Below are 19,756 nucleotides of genomic sequence, written 5' to 3'. Positions count from 1 at the left end.
CATACCGTAATGCCTGCAAAGCATAGCTGGAAGCACTCGATGAAGCAAATATTGCGACGGGTTTCTGTTTACGCTAGGCTTACTGTGCGAAAAGCTAAGCGAGTTAGCTTTATTGGCTTCGATGGGGTTCCCATTTACGATGTGGTTGCCTTTTTTGGTCGAGGGTTGATCCGAGGTAGCATAACCACAAGAGCCTCGGCTGTTGCCTTCGATTTTTTTGTGGCTATTTTCCCAACCATCATCTTCCTATTCACGCTTATACCGTATATACCTGTTAGTAACTTTCAGCAGCAGCTACTCGAACTGGTGGAGGAGTTGTTGCCTATTACAGCTTTCTCGTTGGTGGAGAGTACTCTTACCGAGGTGGTAACCCAGCGAAGCTGGGGATTGCTTTCATTTGGCTTTATAGCGGCGGTTTTTTTTGCCCATAATGGTGTAAGCTCCCTAATTAATGCCTTTAATGCTACTTACCACACCATCGAAACCCGAGGATTTGTTAACCAGCATTTAATAGCTTTTTTTCTAACATTCTTACTGCCCCTGCTACTTACTCTTGGCGTTATGCTGGTTCTGTTTGGACAGTTCCTGCTCGATATTTTGGTACAAAAAGAGTTTCTTCAGCTAAACTTTACCTACTATGTTATTGTTGTAATCAGGTGGTTTGTTATTGTTTGCATCTTCTTTTTTTCCATTTCGCTGCTTTACTATATGGCACCCGCCAAACGAACCAAGTTTAGGTTTATCTCTGCAGGGTCGATTATGGCAACAGCAATGATTTTGGTTACATCGTTAGGGTTTTCGTTTTATGTAAACAACTTTGGGCAGTATAACAAGCTATACGGATCTATTGGCAGCCTGCTGGCGCTTATGATTTGGATTTTTTTCAACGCCATTGGGCTAATTGTTGGATTCGAGATCAATGCCAGCATTGCATCGGCCAAAAGTAGTTTGACCAAAAAGCTAAGCTATGAAGAAACAGAACATATCGGACATTCGTAGGGATTACAATTTGAGGCATCTGAATGAAGCCGATATTGATAGAAACCCCATATCCCTCTTTGAACTGTGGCTGGCAGAGGCAATTGAAGCCCAATGCAATGAGCCCACGGCAATGACCCTAGCCACAAGCACATTCGATGGAAAACCCTCGGCTAGGGTTGTTCTGCTTAAGGATGTTGGTTCGACTGGCTTCACCTTTTTTACCAACTACGAGAGCAAGAAGGGTAGGCAGATACTGCAGAATCCCTACGGTGCGCTGGTATTTTACTGGCCAGAGCTCGAACGACAGGTTCGGATTGAGGGGACTATAAAGAAAACCAGCGAAAGGCTTTCCGATAAGTATTTCGAAACTCGACCCGATAAAAGCAAAATTGGAGCGTGGGCATCGCCTCAAAGCCAAGTAATACCAAGCAGGAAGTACCTCGATAATCTGAAGTCGGATTTTCTGGAGGAGTTCTCAAATAAGCCAATTAAGCGCCCGCCTAACTGGGGCGGTTATACTCTTACGCCCAATGTAATTGAGTTTTGGCAGGGGAGGCCCAATCGTTTGCATGATCGTATTCAGTTTTCTTTCCTAAATGAGACGTGGGAGATAGAACGACTTGCCCCCTAGCAAGGCGCAAAAGCAAAGGCGAGGTTATAGCCTCGCCTTTACCTTGCTTCTGTTTGATCCTGATTACCCTACATGGATAAATTGATCTACTAGTTTCTTTATCTCATCATGCTTTCCGTATAGCTTTTCACTAAGCCCCTTATCGTTATACGATTTAAGTTTCTCAATGCGGCTTTGGATAAGCCCTTGTGGAAAGATATGGTTGTTCTCAAAAATTGCTCGCTTGTTGTCAAGCGCCTCGGCCGATTCGTAGCACGATACAGGCAGCTGCTCCAGCGTGGCCAGCTTATCTTTAAACTCAGGCTTAAAGATGTTTACATCAACGTAAAGTTTTTGTGCAACCTCTAACGCATCAGGCATTTGAAGGCCTTTAAGTGCAGTAACTACCAATCCGGCTAGGGTGAGATAAATATCGGCCGAGCCATCGGGAACTCTAAACTCAAAGGTTTGCTTCGACTCGCCCTTACGGCTTTCGCTCTTATCTTGGGGGTTAGCATCCTGAATCATATTGCCTGCACCCGACCATCCCAGGGGAACGCGTATTACCACGGAGCGGTTGCGGTCGCCCCAGCAAACGTTGGTGGGAGCCTCCTGATGCGGAACTAGGCGGAGATACGAGGTTGGTATGGTATTTCCAAAGGCTGTAAGTGCGTCGGCAGAGCTAAGTATTCCGGCAATCATCTTTTTAGCTAAATCGCTGAGCTTGCCATTCTCGGCTGTAAGGTTCTTGCCATCCTTCTCGAGCATCATATGGAAATGCATTCCGCTACCCGCTTTGCCTACGGTAATTTTAGGGGCGTAGCTAATATCTACACCATAGCGGTAGCCTAGCATTCTTAGTATCCACTTGGCCAATATCATCTGTTCGGCTGCCTCCTCCACCGAAGTGGGGAGGAACTCAATCTCCTGCTGCTCGTAGTACATATCCTCGTCGGAGAAACACCCAACCTCTGAGTGCCCGTACTTTATGCAGCCTCCTGCCTTGGCAATAAGCCTTAGCGCCTCGTTGCGGATAAACTCAAACTTGGCAAACGGCTCGCTGGCGTGGTATCCCTTTTGGTCTACACCAGGAAATGCATCTTCTTTAGGAGAGATTATGTAATATTCTAGCTCGCCCAGTGCCTTAAAGTTGTAACCCGTTTGGCGAGTAAACTCCTCGCTGGCCTTGCGTAGTACGTAGCCAGGATCGCTCTCTAGTGGTTTGCCCTCGTTGTTGTAGAACGAGCAAAGGATATCGAGGGTAGGAACCTCAGCGAATGGATTTATAAATGCGGTGCGGTAGCGGGGAACAACGTAAAGGTCGCTGCTGCCAGCCTCGATGAAAGAGAAAAGGCTGCTGCCATCCACCCGTTCGCCATTGGTTAGAATGGTCTCAAGGTGCTCTTTAGATGTAATCACAAAATTGAGCGTTTTTAGCCTACCATCCTCGGCCACGTAGCGGAAGTTAATCATCTCAATGCCATTCTGTTCGCAGAAGCGAACGATATCGTTTCGGGTGAATTCCGATGGCGATTTCTTTAAGAACTGAACCAATTCGTTGGGGTTCATTTGCACGTTACTCTCTTTCATATAGTTTTTGTTTAGTTTTCAATAAGTGGAAAAATTTCTCAAAGCTGAAAAACTCTGCTCAATAATGCAAGGGTGGGGTAGATGTTAAGAAACAGATTGGATGCAGTTTGTCGCTTCCATACCTGAAATGGCTCTTATTTAGGCTGTAGCAGCGAGTGGATCATACTGAATAGCTCTGCCGATTCGATAGGCTTTGTTGCATAATGATTGCATCCACTCCTTAACGCGTTTTCCCGGTCTTCCTGGAATGCATATGCCGTTTGTGCAATGATTGGTGTGGTTACTCCTTGGCTACGTATCTCTTTTGTTGCCTCAATGCCATTCATGGTGGGCATTTTTATGTCCATGAGTATTAGGTCTATTTTCTCCGTAAGGCATATCTCTACCGCCTGTTTTCCATTGTGAGCCCTAATTACTTTGGCCTTAGTGGGTGTTAGCAGGTGTTCGAGGTACTGGTAGTTGGGGTCGTCGTCTTCTGCCACAAGGAAAGTTTTATCGGGCCATATAAAATTTTCGACTGCAGGCGCAGACTTCTCCCCCTCAACACTCAATCCTTTTATGTAGGGTATGGTGAAGTAAAAAATTGTTCCCACGTTGGGTGTCGACTGAAACCAGATTTTACCGCCAAGCATTTCAACAAATGCTTTGGATATGGGCAACCCCAGTCCTGTACCCTTCCTGCTGCTATTGGTTGTATTGTCGACCTGTTGGAACCGTTCGAAGATTAGGCTACCCTGCTCAGGTTCAATCCCTATTCCCGTATCCCTAACAAAGAATTCCAGGTTTCTCCCCTGTAGCCTATAGCCAACCTCAACCTCGCCTGTTTGGGTGAACTTGATGGCGTTAAATATAAGGTTGTTGAGGATTTGAGATAGCTTTACCTCATCGGTAAATATGATGCTCTCCGAGTCGGTGAGGCCCAACGTGCAGATAAGCTCTAGCCCCCTTATGCGTGCCGTTTGTGAAAATACCGACTTTAAATCGTTAAGCATGCTGTTAACCGAGAATTTTGCTTTGGATATGGTTACCTGCCCCGACTCAATCTTCGATATATCTACAATATCGTTGATAATCCCCAGGAGTTGATGCCCGTTTAGGTTGATTATCTCCACAAATTCCTTTTTCTGCTCTTCCGTAACGTTGTCTTCGAGAAGGAGGTTTGAGAACCCGCATATGGCATTCATTGGTGTTCTTATCTCATGGCTCATGTTGGCAAGGAATGCGGTTTTTAGCTTATCGCTGGCCTCGGCTCTTTCTTTTAGCGATATTAATTTATACTCGGTCTCCTTTATCGACGATATATCTTCAACATTAGCCAGAACGCTTTGCACTGTATTATCGGTAATAATTGGAATAAGGCTGTACCTGACGTAGGAGGCCTTACCCCATGTGCTTGAGTACTTCGTCTCTTTGCTCACCATCGACTTTGTGGCGATGCATTTTCTGAAGTTATCAATGAGTCCAATCTTTTCGAGCGCCCTCCGTCCAAAAATGTTTTTGGATTTAATGTCGTCGATGGAAGGAGCATCAATAATGTTGAGGGCAGCTTGATTGATCTCAAGAATTTCGCCGCTTAACGATAAGTGCACAATACCTACAGGTGAAAAATCGATGATGTTTCTAATTTCGGCCTGCCGGATTTCGGCCATTGTTTTGGCCTCTTTTAGCCACTTATCGTAGTTTGCTTTTATCTGTACATTCACCAGTAGCTCGGCAAAAAGCCGAAGGAGCGATATCTCCTGCTCGTTCCAATGTTTGATGTTTATCACCGAGTCAAAACCAACAAAACCCATGCACTGGTTCTCGAACATCATTGGAATTGTTATTATCGACTTTACCTTCTGTTCCGTTAGCAAAGTTTTCACATTATCATCATTGTTCAGCTCAGCAACCGAAGGGATATGAATGGGCTTACCCTTTATGTGTGCCTCTATCCAGCTTGGAACTATACTGGTAGGGAGTTCTTGGAGAGTGTCAATTACCGGTTCAATGCCTTGGGCACACCACTCGTGGGTGTTCGACATGGTGCTGGCGTTCCAGTCGTATGCAAAAATATACACGCGATCCACACTGGCAAATTCCCCAATATCGGAAAGGGCATGATCTACCTCCTGCTTAATGTTGTCGTAGGGTATGTTGATAAACCGAATGCTTAGGTTCATTAAAAGCGACTGAATGCGGGTATGGCGCTTTATTTCCTGCTCCATTTTTCGTCGCTTGGTATTGTCCTTAATTATGCCCATGAGCATAATGGCATCTGAGCTAACTACCGGAACCGAGGCCAGTTCAACAATCTTTTCCTCTCCGCTTTTAGTCTTCAGCCCTATTTCGTACCTAACTGCGTTGGTGTTCCCTTTCTCTCTCGACTCAAATACTTGTTCAACAAATTTTTTTGATCTATCGGCAATCAGGTCGATAAAAGCAATGGTAGGACCAATTAATTCGTCCTCTGAATAGCCTGTAATGCTGCAAAACCTTGAATTAACGTATGTAAAATGTCTGCCTCTCATCAGAAAAACGCCATCAAATGCATTTTCAATAAGCAGCTGATTGTTCGAAAGTTTTTTTTCGAGCTCGGCATTTTCTTTTTGCAGGTTAATAAGCGGCTCCGCATGGAGTGCACTGCTATTGGGGCTCTCGCTAGTTTCAACAATAGACCTAAGGCGGGTATTCTCCTCCCTCAGAAGTTTTAGCTCCCTTGCCACCTCATCAGGTATTCCCTTGGCACTATCCATGCAGGCTATTTTTGCTGGTTGATACTTACAAAAGTATTATTCCAATTTCGTATGGTTCGGTGTGTTCCTTAAGCAATATAGTAATTTTTTTTGATGTTGAAGGGTATGAACAAAAATATGGGTTTATGCCATTAGTGGGTAAAGCAACTTCCTTAGCTAAGGCTTTCTCAGGTAAAGACTCATTACCCTCAATAGCTGATCTGTAAATTGCAGCTAAACAAAAAAAAGCCGACCCCAAAGTCGGGATCGGCCTTATGCTATGTTTATTTAGTGATGATTACTGAATTAGCGCCTCGAACTCAACCTCCAGCGGCTTTTCCTGGATAAAATCGAACTGGGTAAGCTTGCGCATCTCGTAGTAGAACTGCCAGTAGTTGCGCATAGCAGCAATATACCTATTACGGGCGTTATCCCTTTCGGTTTGAGCAATATTAAGCTCAATCACATCAATTTTGCCAATTAGGAATCGCTCCTTGGTCACGTTATATCGGCTTTGGGCAATGGTGTCGGCTTTCGATGCGAGCTGCATTTGGGTTTCCTGCAGGTTAAACTCCATTACCTTAAGGTAGATATCCTGCTCGAAATCGGTTAGCGACTGCTGTATATTGGTTCGCATTACCTCGCGGCTCGATTCGGCCATCTTAACCCGACCTTTGCCTAAGCCCCAGTCTAGTATGGGAACGGTAAGGCCAACTCGAATACCCTGCTGATCCATAGGATCAACGTACACATTCTGAAACTCCTCGGCTCGCTGTGTTAAACCATAGGTTGCGTAAAGGTTGGCGCTAAAACCTCGGTTGGCTTTGGCTTGCGCCACGTTCCTATCCGATTCGATGAGCCGGCGCTCAAACTGTATCATGGTGGGGTTATTTTCCTTAGCCAAGGTGTATACATGGTCGAAACGTAAGGTTGTTTTGGGAAAATAGTTGGGTACAATAAGCTCCACATCATAATCATCAATTATTCCAAGGAAGGATTTCAACCTGAATTTTTTTAGCTGTAAATCAATCTCCGCCTCATTAACCGAACTTCCCGCATTAAGGTAGCTAAGCTCCATCTGCAGCAGCTCGTTTTCAGCTATAGTCCCAATGTTATAACGGCCCTTGGCAATTTGGTAAAGGGTGTCGGTATTGGCATAGTTTAGCTGCGCTGTTTGCAGGTTTTGCTGTGCCAGCACAAGGTCGAAAAAGTAGCGAATGGCTTCGCCTGCAATAGTCTCCATCGACTGTATGTAGCTACGCTTTGCCTCTAAGTACTTAAGTGGCTCAATCTTTCTCTTCCACTTAAACTCGTTGAAACCAAAAATGGGCTGGCTAAAACCTATTTGTATGGGTACCGACATAAAGTTGGTTCCCTTATTCGCTCCAAAAAAATCGGTTCGCTCAAGGTTGGAACTGGCGAAAATTCTACCGCCAGTTACCCCGATATTCTGGTTTAGCGAGAGGCCAACCGAAGCGGTATTTGAGTTCTCCTCGATGTAACGGTAGGTACCATCTTCGAGTTGGTATCGAATAAGGCTGCGGTTAAAGCTTGGTAGCGTACCGTTAAGGGTTATGCTTGGCAGGTACTCAGCCTTGTAGGTTCTATGCTCCCAGTATGCTGCCCTAAACTGATGCTTGGCTAGTATGGCCTGCGGTGAGTAGTCCCTGGCCATTTCGAGCACCTCGTTGAGGGTTAACGTTGTTTTGGGCGCTTGGGCTGCCACCCAGCTTGCGGTTAGTAGAACCAGCGAAACAGCTAATAACTTTTTCTTTAAAAACATGGCGTGCTTTATAATTTTTTATGAAACTATTCGTGACGTAACGATTCTATTGGATCCCGCTCGGCGGCTCTTTTGGCTGGTGATAATCCAAAGATTACCCCAACCGCTGCCGAAACGCCAAAGGCAACAATTACTGAGATGGGTGAAACGATGGTTAGAATATCGGCAAAATGTGTGATCAGGAACGATAGTATTATTCCCAGAATCACCCCTATAAGCCCTCCCGAAACGCTAATGAGGACAGCCTCCGATAGAAATTGTGCTACAATATCGGCTTTCTTGGCCCCAATGGCAAGTCGGGTACCAATCTCCTTTATTCGCTCCATTACCGAGGCAAACATAATATTCATAATTCCAATACCTCCTACAACCAGCGATATGCTGGCAATGGCACCCAGCACAATGTTAAAGATATCCTTGGTGCGCTGTTGTTGCTTTAGCAGAAGTTCGGGCACAATTATCTCAAAATCTTTTACACCTGCATGGCGGCGGAGCATCATGCGGCTAAGCACGTCTGTAGTTGAGGGAATATCCTCGGTATTCTCAACCTGAACAATAATCCTATCGAGCTGATGGTAGTTCTGCTGCGATTGGGTTTGGGTTGAGCCTCCGAACATAATCATACCACGACCCCGGATCACTGTGCTTTGAGTTTTTCGTGCATTTACCAAGCCGCGATTTTGGTAGCGCATGAGCATGGTTTTAACAGGAATATACACGTTATCATTATACACATTTACTCCAGCACTCTCAAAGCCTGTGAGAGTAATATCGGTTTTTTGGAGAATGCCAACCACCTGTAACCATACGTGCCCAAACTTTATGTACTGGCCAATGGGGTTGGTTGTGCTAAAAAACTTGTTTTTGATATTTGCACCAATAATACACACCGGGATACCGTGCTCTAGCTGGTATTCGGTAAAAAATGTACCCTGCTCAAGGGGTAGATTAAACAGCTCGAAGTAGTCGGGCGAAACGCCCAAAATTTTGGCAGGCATTCGATGCGAGCTGTATTGAACAAATGAGTTTAGGCTAATCTCTGGGCTAGCCATTGTAACCGAAGGAATAATTTCCTGTATAGCCTCCATGTCGAGAAGGGTTAGACCCGGCGAGAACTTGCGCCGTTGCTTTTCGCCACCCTCGCCGTCGGTAGCATCTTCCTGCTCTTCGAAAATGGGGTTGATAATGATGTTATTTACACCCACCATCTTCATTTGTTCCAAAATTTCTTGCTGTGCCCCATTTCCAATGGCCATCATGCTGATAACGGCAGCGACACCAAATATTATACCCAGGGCCGTAAGCATCGACTTGAGCTTATTTGCCAGTATGGACTCAACAGCGATGGTTACGTCGTGTATATATCTTTTGTACATAATCTTTATGCTTAATGAAATTTAGCAAACAGTTTGAACTGTGGTATTTGGCTCGTACAAGCCTACTTACTAGTTGCTTCCACTAGGCATACGCATTTGACGCCCCTGGCCTCTTGCTCTACCATTGTTCTGTTGCTGCTGCTGCTCGTTGGCTATCTTTTGCTCCTCTTCCAGCCGCTTACGCTCCTCAATTCTTTTTATTATTTCGGGGATAAGATCTTCTCCGGCTAGCGTAAATCGTTCCAAATTCTCAGGTATGCTTAGGTATACATCATCGCCCTCGGCAAGTCCCTTTTCAACAATTATGAAATTTTCGTTCTGCTCACCAGTAATTACAATCTGCTTGCGGTTGCGGGTGGTGTACACGTAGCTTAAGCTGTCGTCGGCATGAATTGCCTCGAGGGGTACGTAAAACACATCCTCAAAACTTTTAGTAACAATATGGTTGCTGGTGGTCATAGATGGGCGTAGTATTGGGTCGTACTCGTTAACCCTAATAATGACCTCAAAAACCTTAGCATCGGTATTGGGGAGCTGCTCGCCAATGTTGGCCACATCGGTAACAACGCCAGTGTAGCTTTTCTCGGGGAAGGCATCAACCCCAACGCGTACTGGTTGGCCTGTTTTGAGCTTGCTCACGTCTATCTCGTTCACATAGGTTTTCGATATCATTACCGAAAGGTCGGGGAGGGTGGCCACGGTTAAATCCCAAGGGCTAATGCTCGATCCCACGCTGCGTTTTTGCCCGCTCCACTCGCGGTAGTATATCACCATGCCGGGCTTGGGCGCACGAATTACGAATTTGCTTAGCACATCGAGCATATCCTGCCGCTCGCGCTCCTGGCGGGCAAGGTTAATGGCTACCTCACGCATCGAGGCCTCAGCCTGCTCTTTCTTTAGCGTGTAGTTGTGCTTAGCTTGCTTAAAGTTTCTATCGGCACGTTCCAAATTTATTTGCGCTTGGCGCTGGGTGGCTGGCGGCTCAAATTTCGACTGCTCCACCACTATCTGCCTTTCCTCCAGTTCAAACTCAAGGTTGATAAGCTCGTCGCGAAGGCTGCGAAGCTGGAGCGTGGTGTCGAGCTGGGTTTTGAGGAACTGCTGCTGGCTCTTTTCCAGCTCATCCTCAATTTCCTTTAGCCTATTGCTAAGCGAGCTACGGTCGAGCGTAGCAACATATTGGCCCGAGTCGACAACGGTTCCCTCGGGGATTAGATCCTGAATCTTTATGTCGGAGAATCGGAAACTTCGCCCTTGGCGTAGCTCGGCTGGAGCTGTAATATCCTCCTTGTTCTTTGCCTGAAGTTCACCTGTTACGGTTACAACCACTTCAAAAGGGCCTCTGGTAACGCTTACTTTTTGAGGTGCCACACCCTGCTTTGTTGAGGTGCTGATGACCAAAATAACTATTACTGCCGCTAGTACGGAAAGGGCAATTACTACCTTCTTCTTCATTTTTTAGTATGATTATTTCGCAATTTTAGGTTTATTGATAACTAAGACTATAGGTGTTGGCACTTAGTTTAATATTGCAAATGGAATTTAAATGTTTTTAATTAAAGCCATTATTTTGTTTGCTAACTCCGATGCGCTCTCGGGCGTTTTACTCTCGGCATAAATCCTTATAATTGGCTCAGTATTCGATTTTCGGAGGTGTACCCATTGACCCTCAAAATCTATCTTTAGGCCATCGATAGTGTTGATATTCTCGTTGGCAAAGTGTTCCTTCATCTTGGCCAGCACATCATCGGGGTTAAGTCCATCCTTTAGCTCAATCTTATTTTTCGATATGTAGTACTCGGGGTATTCCTTTCTGATTTCAGTGCATTTTTTGCCACTTCTAGCCAAATGCGAAAGGAAAAGGGCAATGCCCACAAGCGCATCGCGGCCGGCATGCAGCGTGGGATATATCACACCACCGTTGCCCTCGCCGCCAATTATGGCGTTGGTTTCACGCATCTTGGCCACCACATTCACCTCGCCCACGGCTGCAGCTTGGTAGCTTCCGCCGTGCTTTATGGTGATATCGCGAAGTGCGGCAGTGCTCGACAGGTTCGACACCGTGTTGCCAGGTGTGTGGCTAAGCACGTAGTCGGCTACAGCCACAAGGGTGTATTCCTCGCCAAACATCGATCCGTCCTCGTTGATAATGGCCAAACGATCTACATCGGGGTCTACCACAAAGCCAACATGTGCTTGGTGGGTTTTAACCGCCTCGGATATTTCGGTCAGGTGCTCGGGTAAAGGCTCTGGGTTATGGGGAAACTCGCCCGTGGGGTCGGTGTAAAGTTCAATCACATTGTTTACGCCAAGCGCTTTGAGTAATCGTGGGATTGCAATGCCACCCACCGAGTTAACACAATCAATGGCCACGGTGAAATTCGCCTTGGCAATTGCATCCTTGTCAACCAGCGGTAGTTCCAAAATCTTATCGATATGCTTATCAACAAAGGAGTACTCATCGATTACATAGCCCAACTCATCCACCTCGGGGAAGTTGAAACTGCTGGTTTTGGCCAGTTCGAGCACCTTCTTTCCATCAACATCGGTAAGGAACTCGCCATGCTCGTTGAGCAGCTTTAGCGCATTCCACTGCCTTGGGTTATGACTTGCAGTGATAATAATTCCGCCCTGTGCTTTCTCCTCAATTACCGCCATCTCAACGGTTGGCGTGGTGGCCAAGTCGAGATTCACCACGTCGAGCCCCGAACCAGTAAGCGTGCCAATCACTATGCTGCTCACCATTTCACCCGAAATACGGGCATCCCGACCAACAATCACCTTACATTTTACATCCTTGTGCTTGCTCTTTACCCATTCGCCGTAAGCAGCAGTGTATAGCGCAATGTTTATGGGGTTTAACCCTTCGTTGGGGTTTCCGCCTATAGTTCCCCTTATTCCTGATATTGATTTAATTAGTGGCATGTGTTCTTGTTTGATTTTTAAAAAGGTTAACAAAAGTGGCAATATTTTCAAAGATAGGCAAGTAGGAGGGAGGGTTTTATTGGATGATTGAATGATTGATTGACCCTGCTTGCCAGCAGGCAAGCTACCAAAGGCAGACAGGCTGATTGACCCTGCCTTTGCCTGACCGTCTGACCACGGGAATTGAGCAGGCAGGCTGCCAGCCCTGCCTGTCGCTTGTTTACCCTGCCTAGGCAGGCAGGCTGCCATCGTCCGAAGGTCCCTGCCAAAGGGCAGGCAAGCTGGCAGTGTCAATAGTTTTTGAATGATTGGATAACCCGCCCTGCCAATAATATGCAGGCAGTGGGTGGACAGGTTGATTGGATGACCTGCGCCTGACTGTCGTCAAGGCAGGCAGGTTGATTGCCTTGCGGCGAGCTCGTAAAGTTCGCTCGGTTGGTTGATTAGGTTGCGAGCTACAGATAAGTGCAAGTGAACGGTTGCTGAGCCTGTCGAAGCAACTGGGGAGTGTGATTTATTTATTGATTGGGGATTACGAGTTCCAAGTGTTGGATCTTGGACACTGAGCAGTTCGATAAATCCACTGATCACCTTTCGAAGCAAGCTGAGGTTGATTGACCCTGCTTGCCAGCAGGCAAGCTGCCAAAGGCAGACAGGCTGATTGACCCACCTACAGTATTCAGTTGTTAATGAATTAAACCTTAACCAGCTTATTTTTAACGGCAAAAATAATTAGCGAGGCTGTATTTTTTACGCCTGTTTTTGAAAGCAGATTGCTTCGGTGTCCCTTAACAGTGGTGGGGCTAATATAAAGTCTTTTGCCTATTTCGTCGTTAGTAAACCCTTCGCATATAAGCTTTAGAACCTCTAACTCCCTTGATGATAGGTCTAGCATGGGGTTATCCGTTTTGGTATTATTCTCGTTAATCTCCATATTGGCAACTATGGCCTTTAGCACCTCGTTGGAGAAGTATGAACCACCCTGAGCTACTGCATTAATTGCAGTTATTACCTCATCGATTCCCGTTGATTTTTGGATAAACCCCTTGGCGCCGTATTTCACCATTTGTTGGTAGTGCTCGTAATCGCTATGCATCGAAAGGGCAATCACGCAAATCTCAGGGTTTTGTTCAAGAATAATTCTGGTGGCCTCCATGCCATCCATCTGGGGCATATCAATATCCATAAGAATGATTTGGGGAGTAAGGTCTAAGGCAAGCCGAACACACTCCTCTCCGTTGGAGGCTTCGCCAACTACCAAGGCAATGTTCTGCGATTCAACAAGATTTCGAAGCCCCTGCCTAAAAACCTTGTGATCGTCGGCAATTACAATTCTTAACTCTTCTTTTTTTGGTTTCATAAAAGCAAGTTGAATTTATCTCAATGCATTATCATCTATCGGTATGGTGAGCTTGATTTGGGTGCCATTGCGAGGCGCACTTTTAATCTCAATTTTTCCTCCAATGTTTTCCATCCTGTTGTTTATATTTACTAAACCTAACCCTTTTTTGGTTTTTACCGTTTGCTCTACGTCAAATCCAATTCCGTTATCGGCAATAGCAATAAGTATTTTTTCCTCGTTATCATTCATCTCAATGTTGATGCTTGATGCCTTAGCATGCCTTATGGCATTATTTACACACTCTACTACTATTCTGTAGATTGTGGTTTCAACTTCAAAGTTTAATGGCCTTTGTAAATTATGATTGTATGTAAACCTTAGGTTAGTCGAGTTTCTAAGCCTACCTATGTAGCTGTTTATTGCAGATGTTAGGCCAAAGCGTGTAAGAAGGCTAGGGCTTAGGTTATGCGATATTTCTCTTACGCTGCTTATGGCCTCATCTATCGATTCCTCAGCTTGAGCAGCAAAACTCTCCTTATTAATTTTGCTCTTGGGTTTCGATAAAAGTTGAAGATATAGTTTTGTTGTTGAGAGAAGTGGCCCAATACCATCATGAAGATCTTGCGCCAACCGGGTTCGCTCCCTCTCCTCGGCATGAACCATTGCCGACAGGATATCGCGTTGAGCTTGCTTAGTTTTGGTTATATCTGTTATTATAAGGCTAAGTCGAATAAGTTTTCTATCAGAATCAGCAACGGGTATTCCCTTTAGGTGCAACCACTTAATGTCTCTCCCTTGATGTATTCTAAACTCGAAGTTAAAGTCGGCAATGGAGTTATGTAGTGTGAGAATCTCAAGGATAAAACCTGAGAATTTATCAATATCTTCAGCATGAACTGAATCGAGAAATGAGGAGGGGTTTTGTTTTTGTTCCGCGATGGTTTTGCCGAATACTTTTTCGAATACTCTATTGGCGTATATTGTATTTCCATCTATATCAAAGATTAGTACCACATCGTTGATGTTCTCAAAGAAAAGTTCAAACTCGGAATCTTTTTGCTTTAGTTCAATTTCAAGATTCTTTCGTGCAGTTATATCTTGAACCGTGCCAATAGACTCAATGTGATTTCCATTCTCATCGAAGCGATGCTCGCAACTTGTAGAAATCCATTTAAGTTGTCCTTTAGAATCAACTATCCTGTGTTCAAGTGTAAAGGATTCTTTATTCTCGATTGATTTAAAATATATTCTTGATACTAGGCTTATGTCGTCTGGGTGAACAATGTCTCTATAAATACTATATTTGGGGGTAAATGAATTTTTATTTTTACAATAGATATGGAAGAGCTGATCAGACCAGGTTAAGTTGCCCGATGCTATATCATAGGTCCAGTTGCCTATATTTGCTATGCGTTGTGCGTCTTGGAGTTCGAAGGTTCGTTCCTTTACGAGTTGCTCAAGCTGATTCCTGTATTCATATAGCTCATTATCCCTTTTCTTCTGATCGGTGATATCCTCAAATATTCCAATAACCGATATTATTTCCTTCCCATTGGGGGCAAAAAGTGGCACTTTGCTCACCCTAAACCAGGTATGTTCTCCCTTTAAATTTTTACCAACTTTCTCAAAACTAAGCAAAGGCTTACCAGTCCTGAATACGCTTTGGTCCTCTTGGTTGTAAATACTTTTAAAATCTTTCCAAGGCATATCTTTGTCCGTTTTACCAGATATTTCATTAACTGGAATACCTACGTACTCAGCAAATCTTATATTACCACCAAGGTATGCACTATTGCTATCTTTCCAGAAGATTGCTGCGGGGACACTGTTGATAATTGTTTTCAGCATCTTTTCCGATTGAACCAAATCGTTCTCCGTTTTTTTTCGTTTGGAAATATCGAGAACACCTGCTATGGCACCTTTGTAGATTCCGTTATCGTCAAAAAATGGTGAAGTTTCAATTATCGTGTTAACCCTAGTTCCATCCTTTTTAATAAACTCAACTTCGCGCTGAATGGCTATACCATCCCTATTCTTATCAACGATGTTTGTAATACTATTCCTAAACCTCGGATCAACAAACTGAATGTTAGGTTTGCCTAGCATTTCGTCTATGCTGTAGCCTAGCATTTGAGCCATTCGCCGATTAACAAAAACGGTGTTGGAATTCTTATCAATTTGCCATACCCCTTCGTTAAGGCTCTCAACAAGTAAACGATATTTCTCTTCACTCTCTTTAAGTTTTGTATTGGTGTCGTTTAATTCTGCAATGGCCTTGTTCAGCTGCTCAGTGGAGTTTTGAAAATAGGTGGTTATCTGATTTCGAGTAATTACGCCAATGAATTTTTTCTGGTTAATGTACGGTAATACCTCGTTATTGCTACTATACATCAAATCGAGCACAAAGGGTAGACTGTCTTTCTCTTCAACGAATGGGATGGTTGGTTTAAGGCAATCGATCACCAATCGGTGATTTTTTTTGATGATATCGTTTGTAGTTAGGATTCCCCAAAAGCCAATCTCGTCAATAACAACAGCAAATCCATTGCGAAGTAGCATGGGCCGGATAGTATCTACTCCATCCCATGGCTTAACCTCAAAGTATTTTTTGAGGACTAGGGTTTGACTAATCATCGTCAATTTCAATGTTGGACCACGATGCAGTTAGCTTAAAATCTACCTTTACAATTTCGCCCTGCGAAACCATTGGGAATACGGTTCGATTCAGGGTCTCAACCACTTTCTTTGCAGGCATCTTTTTTAAAATCTTCTTACTAACAATAATTGCCTCAACGGTGTCATGGTCAATAGCAATCATTTCAAAATCCTCGGGCGAAAGCAGATTTATACATTTTGATACTCCAATCTTCCCCTGTGGGCAACGATACGATAAAACTAAAATATCCTCGAATGGCGGTAAACTTATGGTTTCGCAGCTAACTGAAACCGAGTAAGCTACCTTGGCTTTTTGGGGAGAACTTTTCATTTGCATAAATTTGTCTCAGATAGTTAATGTTAATCTTCTGAGACAAATTTATGATAAAAACACGAAGTAAAACAATTGTTTGGTTAAACCTCAGGCATAATGGTAGGGTTTTCGTCAGTTGTTTTCGGTATCTGGCGTTGAACCTCAACAATCTCATCGTGAGTAAAAACCTCATCAACATCTAGAACCATTACAAATTCATCATTAATATTGGCTATGCCCAGTATGAACTCAGTTTTGAACTTACCTCCAATACTTGGCGTCTCCATTAGCTTCTCCCTGTCGAACTCGATTACCGCTTTTACCGCATCAACAATGGCCCCCACAAGTATTGTTTCATTATCTATCGTAACATCAAGAACAATTATGCAGGTATTTGGGGTTTTGATGTATGGGGTCATCCCCAGCTTTTGCCTTAGGTCTATAACCGGCAATACAGCTCCTCGAAGGTTAATAATTCCCTTCATGTAGTCTGGAGCTTTAGGTACCTCAGTGATATCGCACATCTCAAGGATGTTTATTACTTTGCCAGCATTGGCAGCAAAGACTTCTTCCCCTAATCGAAAGGATAGATAGGAGTTTAGTATGTTATTTTTTAAATTCATATTAATTCGATTTAGTTTGTTAACAAGCGGTGTGTTTAAAACTACTTCCCAATTTTTCTCTATATAGCTTGGCAAAACTTACATATTTCTTGAAGAAAGAGAAAGGTGCTTCCTGACTAATAGAATGCTGTCATCAGAATTAGTTAATCTCTGTTTTTGATAACCTGCTTGTGTATTATTAACAGGGATTAACCTGTTAATTTCCACGAGTTAACCTAAAATAGTTAGGATAAAACTCGTGGAAATTTTTATGCAGAAATGAACAGATTCCTAAATCTAATAATTCTGAAAATCGTTATCGTTGCTCTTTTCTGATGGCATTATCAGCTTAACGCCATTCCCTTTGCTGGAGGGTTGATGGTTAAATTGCTGAGCATTCCCTTTTTGGTTTGCTGGAGCAACCTTCTTTAGGGATGATCCGTTATTGCTGTGCTTTTTCTTTGCAACATTGCCATTAAGTTTGAAGTACCCAACAATCTCAGTTAGCTGATCGGCTTGGCTGCTAAGCTCCTCGGCTCCAGTTGCCATTTCCTCGCTGGCTGCAGCATTCTGCTGAACCACTTGGTTTAGCTGCTGGATAGCATTGTTAATCTGATTCGAACCAGACGATTGCTCTATACTTGCTGCGGTAATTTCTTGTACCAACTTAGCTGTTTTTTCAATTTCGGGGAAAAGATTGCCCATTAGTGCAGCAGCATCTTCAGTCACATTAACACTTTTTGTAGCTAATGAAACAATTTCATCTGCAGCAACTTTGCTTCGCTCAGCCAATTTGCGAACCTCAGCGGCAACAACGGCAAAGCCACGCCCATGCTCACCTGCCCTAGCGGCTTCAACAGCTGCATTTAGCGCAAGAATATTGGTTTGGAATGCGATATCGTTGATGATTCCAATCTTTTCTGCAATGTTTTTTATCGAAGTGAGGCTCTCGTTGGCTGCAGCACCTACTTTTTGCACGCCCTGTGCAACGTTAAGCGAAATTTTTTCGGTTTGCTGGGCATTGTCGGTGTTTTGTTGAATATTACTAGCCATCTCTTCCATTGATGAGGATACTTCCTCTACCGATGATGCTTGCTCGGACGCACCCTGAGATAGTTCCTGAGAGGTGCTACTCATCTGCTCCGATGCTGATGCAATATTGCCACTACCTGTAATTACGCTTGATATTATCTCGTTCAACTTATCTGACATTCGTTGCAGGGCAAGGGATAGTTCGCCAATCTCATCCTTACGATTTAGGTACTCATCATCAATTCTTACCGCTAAGTCGCCATCGGCAATTTTTACAGCAACTGCTACTCCATTTGCAATCCCTTTTCGGATTGATCCGTTGATGAAGATGGCGAATAGTATTCCAATGAAAATGGCAAGAACGCCAAAAAGTATCATCTGGTAAAGAGCCGTGGATATCTCGCTGTTCATTTGACTTTCCATCGATTCTACAGCGTTATGTACTATGCCGGTTAGTGCTTCTCCTGCTACCCTGAAAGCCTCTTCACCTTCTTCTTGTTTTTTAATTGAGCTATATACTTGCTCAAAAATGCTCTTATACTCTGCCAACAGGTTCTGTATATCAGGGGTAAAGTGTGGCCTTATGTTATCAATATTTCTTTCCCAGCGTCGATAGTCCTCAATATTATTAAGTCGAAGAAATCGTTGTCCCTCAACCCGCGCGTTCATAAAGCCAATTACGTTTTCTTGTGATGCATTGGAATTGATAATTTCGTTCATTATCTTTCCTGCATATTCATCAAATCGTCTTAGTTGTTCTTGCTTTTCCTTTGTTGCCGCAATGTAGCTGTTAGCAACATTTCTGTAGTTCAACGCCTGTTGTCGTACTTGGTTTATCTGGTTTTGGTTTTGTTGCTGTTTCAGCGTAGGAGCCACTATGTCGATAGTAGAAAGCATTTTGTTTCCGCTTTCCAAAAGGGACTCAGCATTGGCTTGTTGCTCGTGCTGAATGTAAAGCCTTGAGTTTAACCTCGTGTTGAGTAGGTCAGATTCAATATTGTTGAACATATTCGTTTTCCAATAGCGCTCTTGTAACTTGCTGAAGCCATTCCAACCTATCAGTAGAATTGCCGCTGTTAAAAGCAGTACTATACCGAATCCTAGCATTAGCTTCTTTCCAATACTTAAGTCTTTAATTTTCATTTTTAGTCCTCCATTTTCATTAGTGTGATTAATAATGTTTACCTAATTACTTAGTTTTAGCCGTATGTCTCTTAAAAGCTTTCTCAACCTTAATAGAGAAGTACATCTTACCTTTCACAACCATTTTTATTGCACTCTCAATCTCATCACAAGCCCTGTCTTTTACAATTACCCCTTTAAAGCCTAGCAGTATAATTGACTCAAGGCACATCGGCTTATCCTCTGAGGTTAGGGCTATAATATTCTGTCTATGATTGTGATAAAATATATGATTTACTGCATCAAAACATTTGTTATCGGGGAAGCTGGTATCAAGCAAGATTAGGTTAGCGCAATGCAGTTTTTTGTTTCGGATAAGGTCTTTGTGGGTTTCTGATATACCTATTACTTCAAGATTTAGCTCACAACTTATAAATTCAGCCAATGCTTTGTTGTATTGGCTATCTCCACAGGCAATAAATACTTTAAGGGTATCGTAAATCCTATACATAAATTCATACGTGGGCACTTAAAACCCACTGATTTTTAGTTGTTTATTTTTTTGTTCTTTGACATCTTTGTAATCGCATTTAGTAAGTATCTCTCTTATAGGAGTTTTATCGAGTAGGGAAATGCTGAGAATCTGTAAAATTTCGTAGATTGGACGGTCAACTTTTAGTTTGTTCCCAATGATTGCCACGAGGCAATACG

14 protein-coding genes and 1 pseudogene are annotated in these 19,756 nt (G+C 43.7%); 2 read left to right on the top strand and 13 right to left on the bottom strand.

Going from position 1 to position 19,756, the window contains the following annotated elements:
- The first annotated feature begins 9 nt into the window (after positions 1-9).
- Together G8O23_RS13455 and pdxH are read left to right on the top strand one after the other, a co-directional pair.
- Positions 10-999: a YihY/virulence factor BrkB family protein gene (locus tag G8O23_RS13455; protein WP_166365703.1), complete on the top strand. Its 990-nt coding sequence runs from the start codon at positions 10-12 to the stop codon at positions 997-999.
- Entirely contained in the window at positions 968-1,612 is a 645-nt protein-coding gene (gene pdxH / locus G8O23_RS13450) for a pyridoxamine 5'-phosphate oxidase (RefSeq protein ID WP_166365701.1), read from the top strand. The genes G8O23_RS13455 and pdxH overlap by 32 nt, the downstream gene beginning before the upstream one ends.
- A 63-nt stretch (positions 1,613-1,675) precedes the next feature.
- Here the strand turns inward: pdxH and G8O23_RS13445 are convergent, their stop codons facing one another.
- The 13 genes and pseudogenes from G8O23_RS13445 to G8O23_RS17290 all read right to left on the bottom strand — a co-directional run.
- On the bottom strand, positions 1,676-3,181 hold the full coding sequence (locus G8O23_RS13445) for a glutamine synthetase family protein (protein WP_166365699.1): 1,506 nt from the start codon (positions 3,179-3,181) through the stop codon (positions 1,676-1,678).
- A gap of 134 nt (positions 3,182-3,315) precedes the next feature.
- Positions 3,316-5,916 carry an ATP-binding protein gene (locus G8O23_RS13440; protein ID WP_166365697.1) on the bottom strand — a complete coding sequence of 867 codons (2,601 nt, stop codon included), beginning with the start codon at positions 5,914-5,916 and terminating at the stop codon, positions 3,316-3,318.
- 277 nt (positions 5,917-6,193) lie between these two features.
- Positions 6,194-7,678, bottom strand: coding sequence for a TolC family protein (locus G8O23_RS13435; RefSeq protein ID WP_166365695.1), 1,485 nt, complete (start codon positions 7,676-7,678; stop codon positions 6,194-6,196).
- Positions 7,679-7,704: 26 nt separating this feature from the next.
- Complete coding sequence (locus G8O23_RS13430; RefSeq protein WP_166365693.1) at positions 7,705-9,054, bottom strand: ABC transporter permease; 1,350 nt, start codon at positions 9,052-9,054, stop codon at positions 7,705-7,707.
- A 69-nt stretch (positions 9,055-9,123) separates the two neighbouring features.
- Entirely contained in the window at positions 9,124-10,509 is a 1,386-nt protein-coding gene (locus tag G8O23_RS13425; RefSeq protein WP_166365691.1) for an efflux RND transporter periplasmic adaptor subunit, read from the bottom strand.
- 87 nt (positions 10,510-10,596) lie between these two features.
- On the bottom strand, positions 10,597-11,979 hold the full coding sequence (gene glmM, locus G8O23_RS13420; protein ID WP_166365689.1) for a phosphoglucosamine mutase: 1,383 nt from the start codon (positions 11,977-11,979) through the stop codon (positions 10,597-10,599).
- 694 nt (positions 11,980-12,673) lie between these two features.
- The gene (locus G8O23_RS13415) at positions 12,674-13,339 is read right to left on the bottom strand and encodes a response regulator transcription factor (protein ID WP_166365687.1); all 666 of its coding nucleotides are present in this window, start codon (positions 13,337-13,339) and stop codon (positions 12,674-12,676) included.
- A 15-nt stretch (positions 13,340-13,354) separates the two neighbouring features.
- Complete coding sequence (locus G8O23_RS13410) at positions 13,355-15,955, bottom strand: PAS domain S-box protein (protein WP_166365685.1); 2,601 nt, start codon at positions 15,953-15,955, stop codon at positions 13,355-13,357.
- Positions 15,948-16,307 (bottom strand): hypothetical protein, encoded by a 360-nt coding sequence (locus G8O23_RS13405; protein ID WP_166365683.1) that lies wholly within the window; start codon positions 16,305-16,307, stop codon positions 15,948-15,950. The genes G8O23_RS13410 and G8O23_RS13405 overlap by 8 nt, the downstream gene beginning before the upstream one ends.
- An 83-nt stretch (positions 16,308-16,390) precedes the next feature.
- Complete coding sequence (locus G8O23_RS13400; protein WP_166365681.1) at positions 16,391-16,912, bottom strand: chemotaxis protein CheW; 522 nt, start codon at positions 16,910-16,912, stop codon at positions 16,391-16,393.
- Positions 16,913-17,188: 276 nt separating this feature from the next.
- Entirely contained in the window at positions 17,189-19,066 is a 1,878-nt protein-coding gene (locus G8O23_RS13395) for a methyl-accepting chemotaxis protein (protein ID WP_166365679.1), read from the bottom strand.
- Positions 19,067-19,112: 46 nt separating this feature from the next.
- Complete coding sequence (locus G8O23_RS13390; protein ID WP_166365677.1) at positions 19,113-19,556, bottom strand: response regulator transcription factor; 444 nt, start codon at positions 19,554-19,556, stop codon at positions 19,113-19,115.
- Between the two features lie 18 nt (positions 19,557-19,574).
- A pseudogene (locus G8O23_RS17290) lies at positions 19,575-19,756 on the bottom strand (IS4 family transposase); the annotation flags it as partial.

It is taken from the genome of Perlabentimonas gracilis (assembly GCF_011174675.1).
GTDB lineage: Bacteria > Bacteroidota > Bacteroidia > Bacteroidales > Tenuifilaceae > Perlabentimonas > Perlabentimonas gracilis.
Note: the sequence above shows the minus strand (reverse complement) of the source record. Positions and strands in the feature narration are given on the sequence as shown.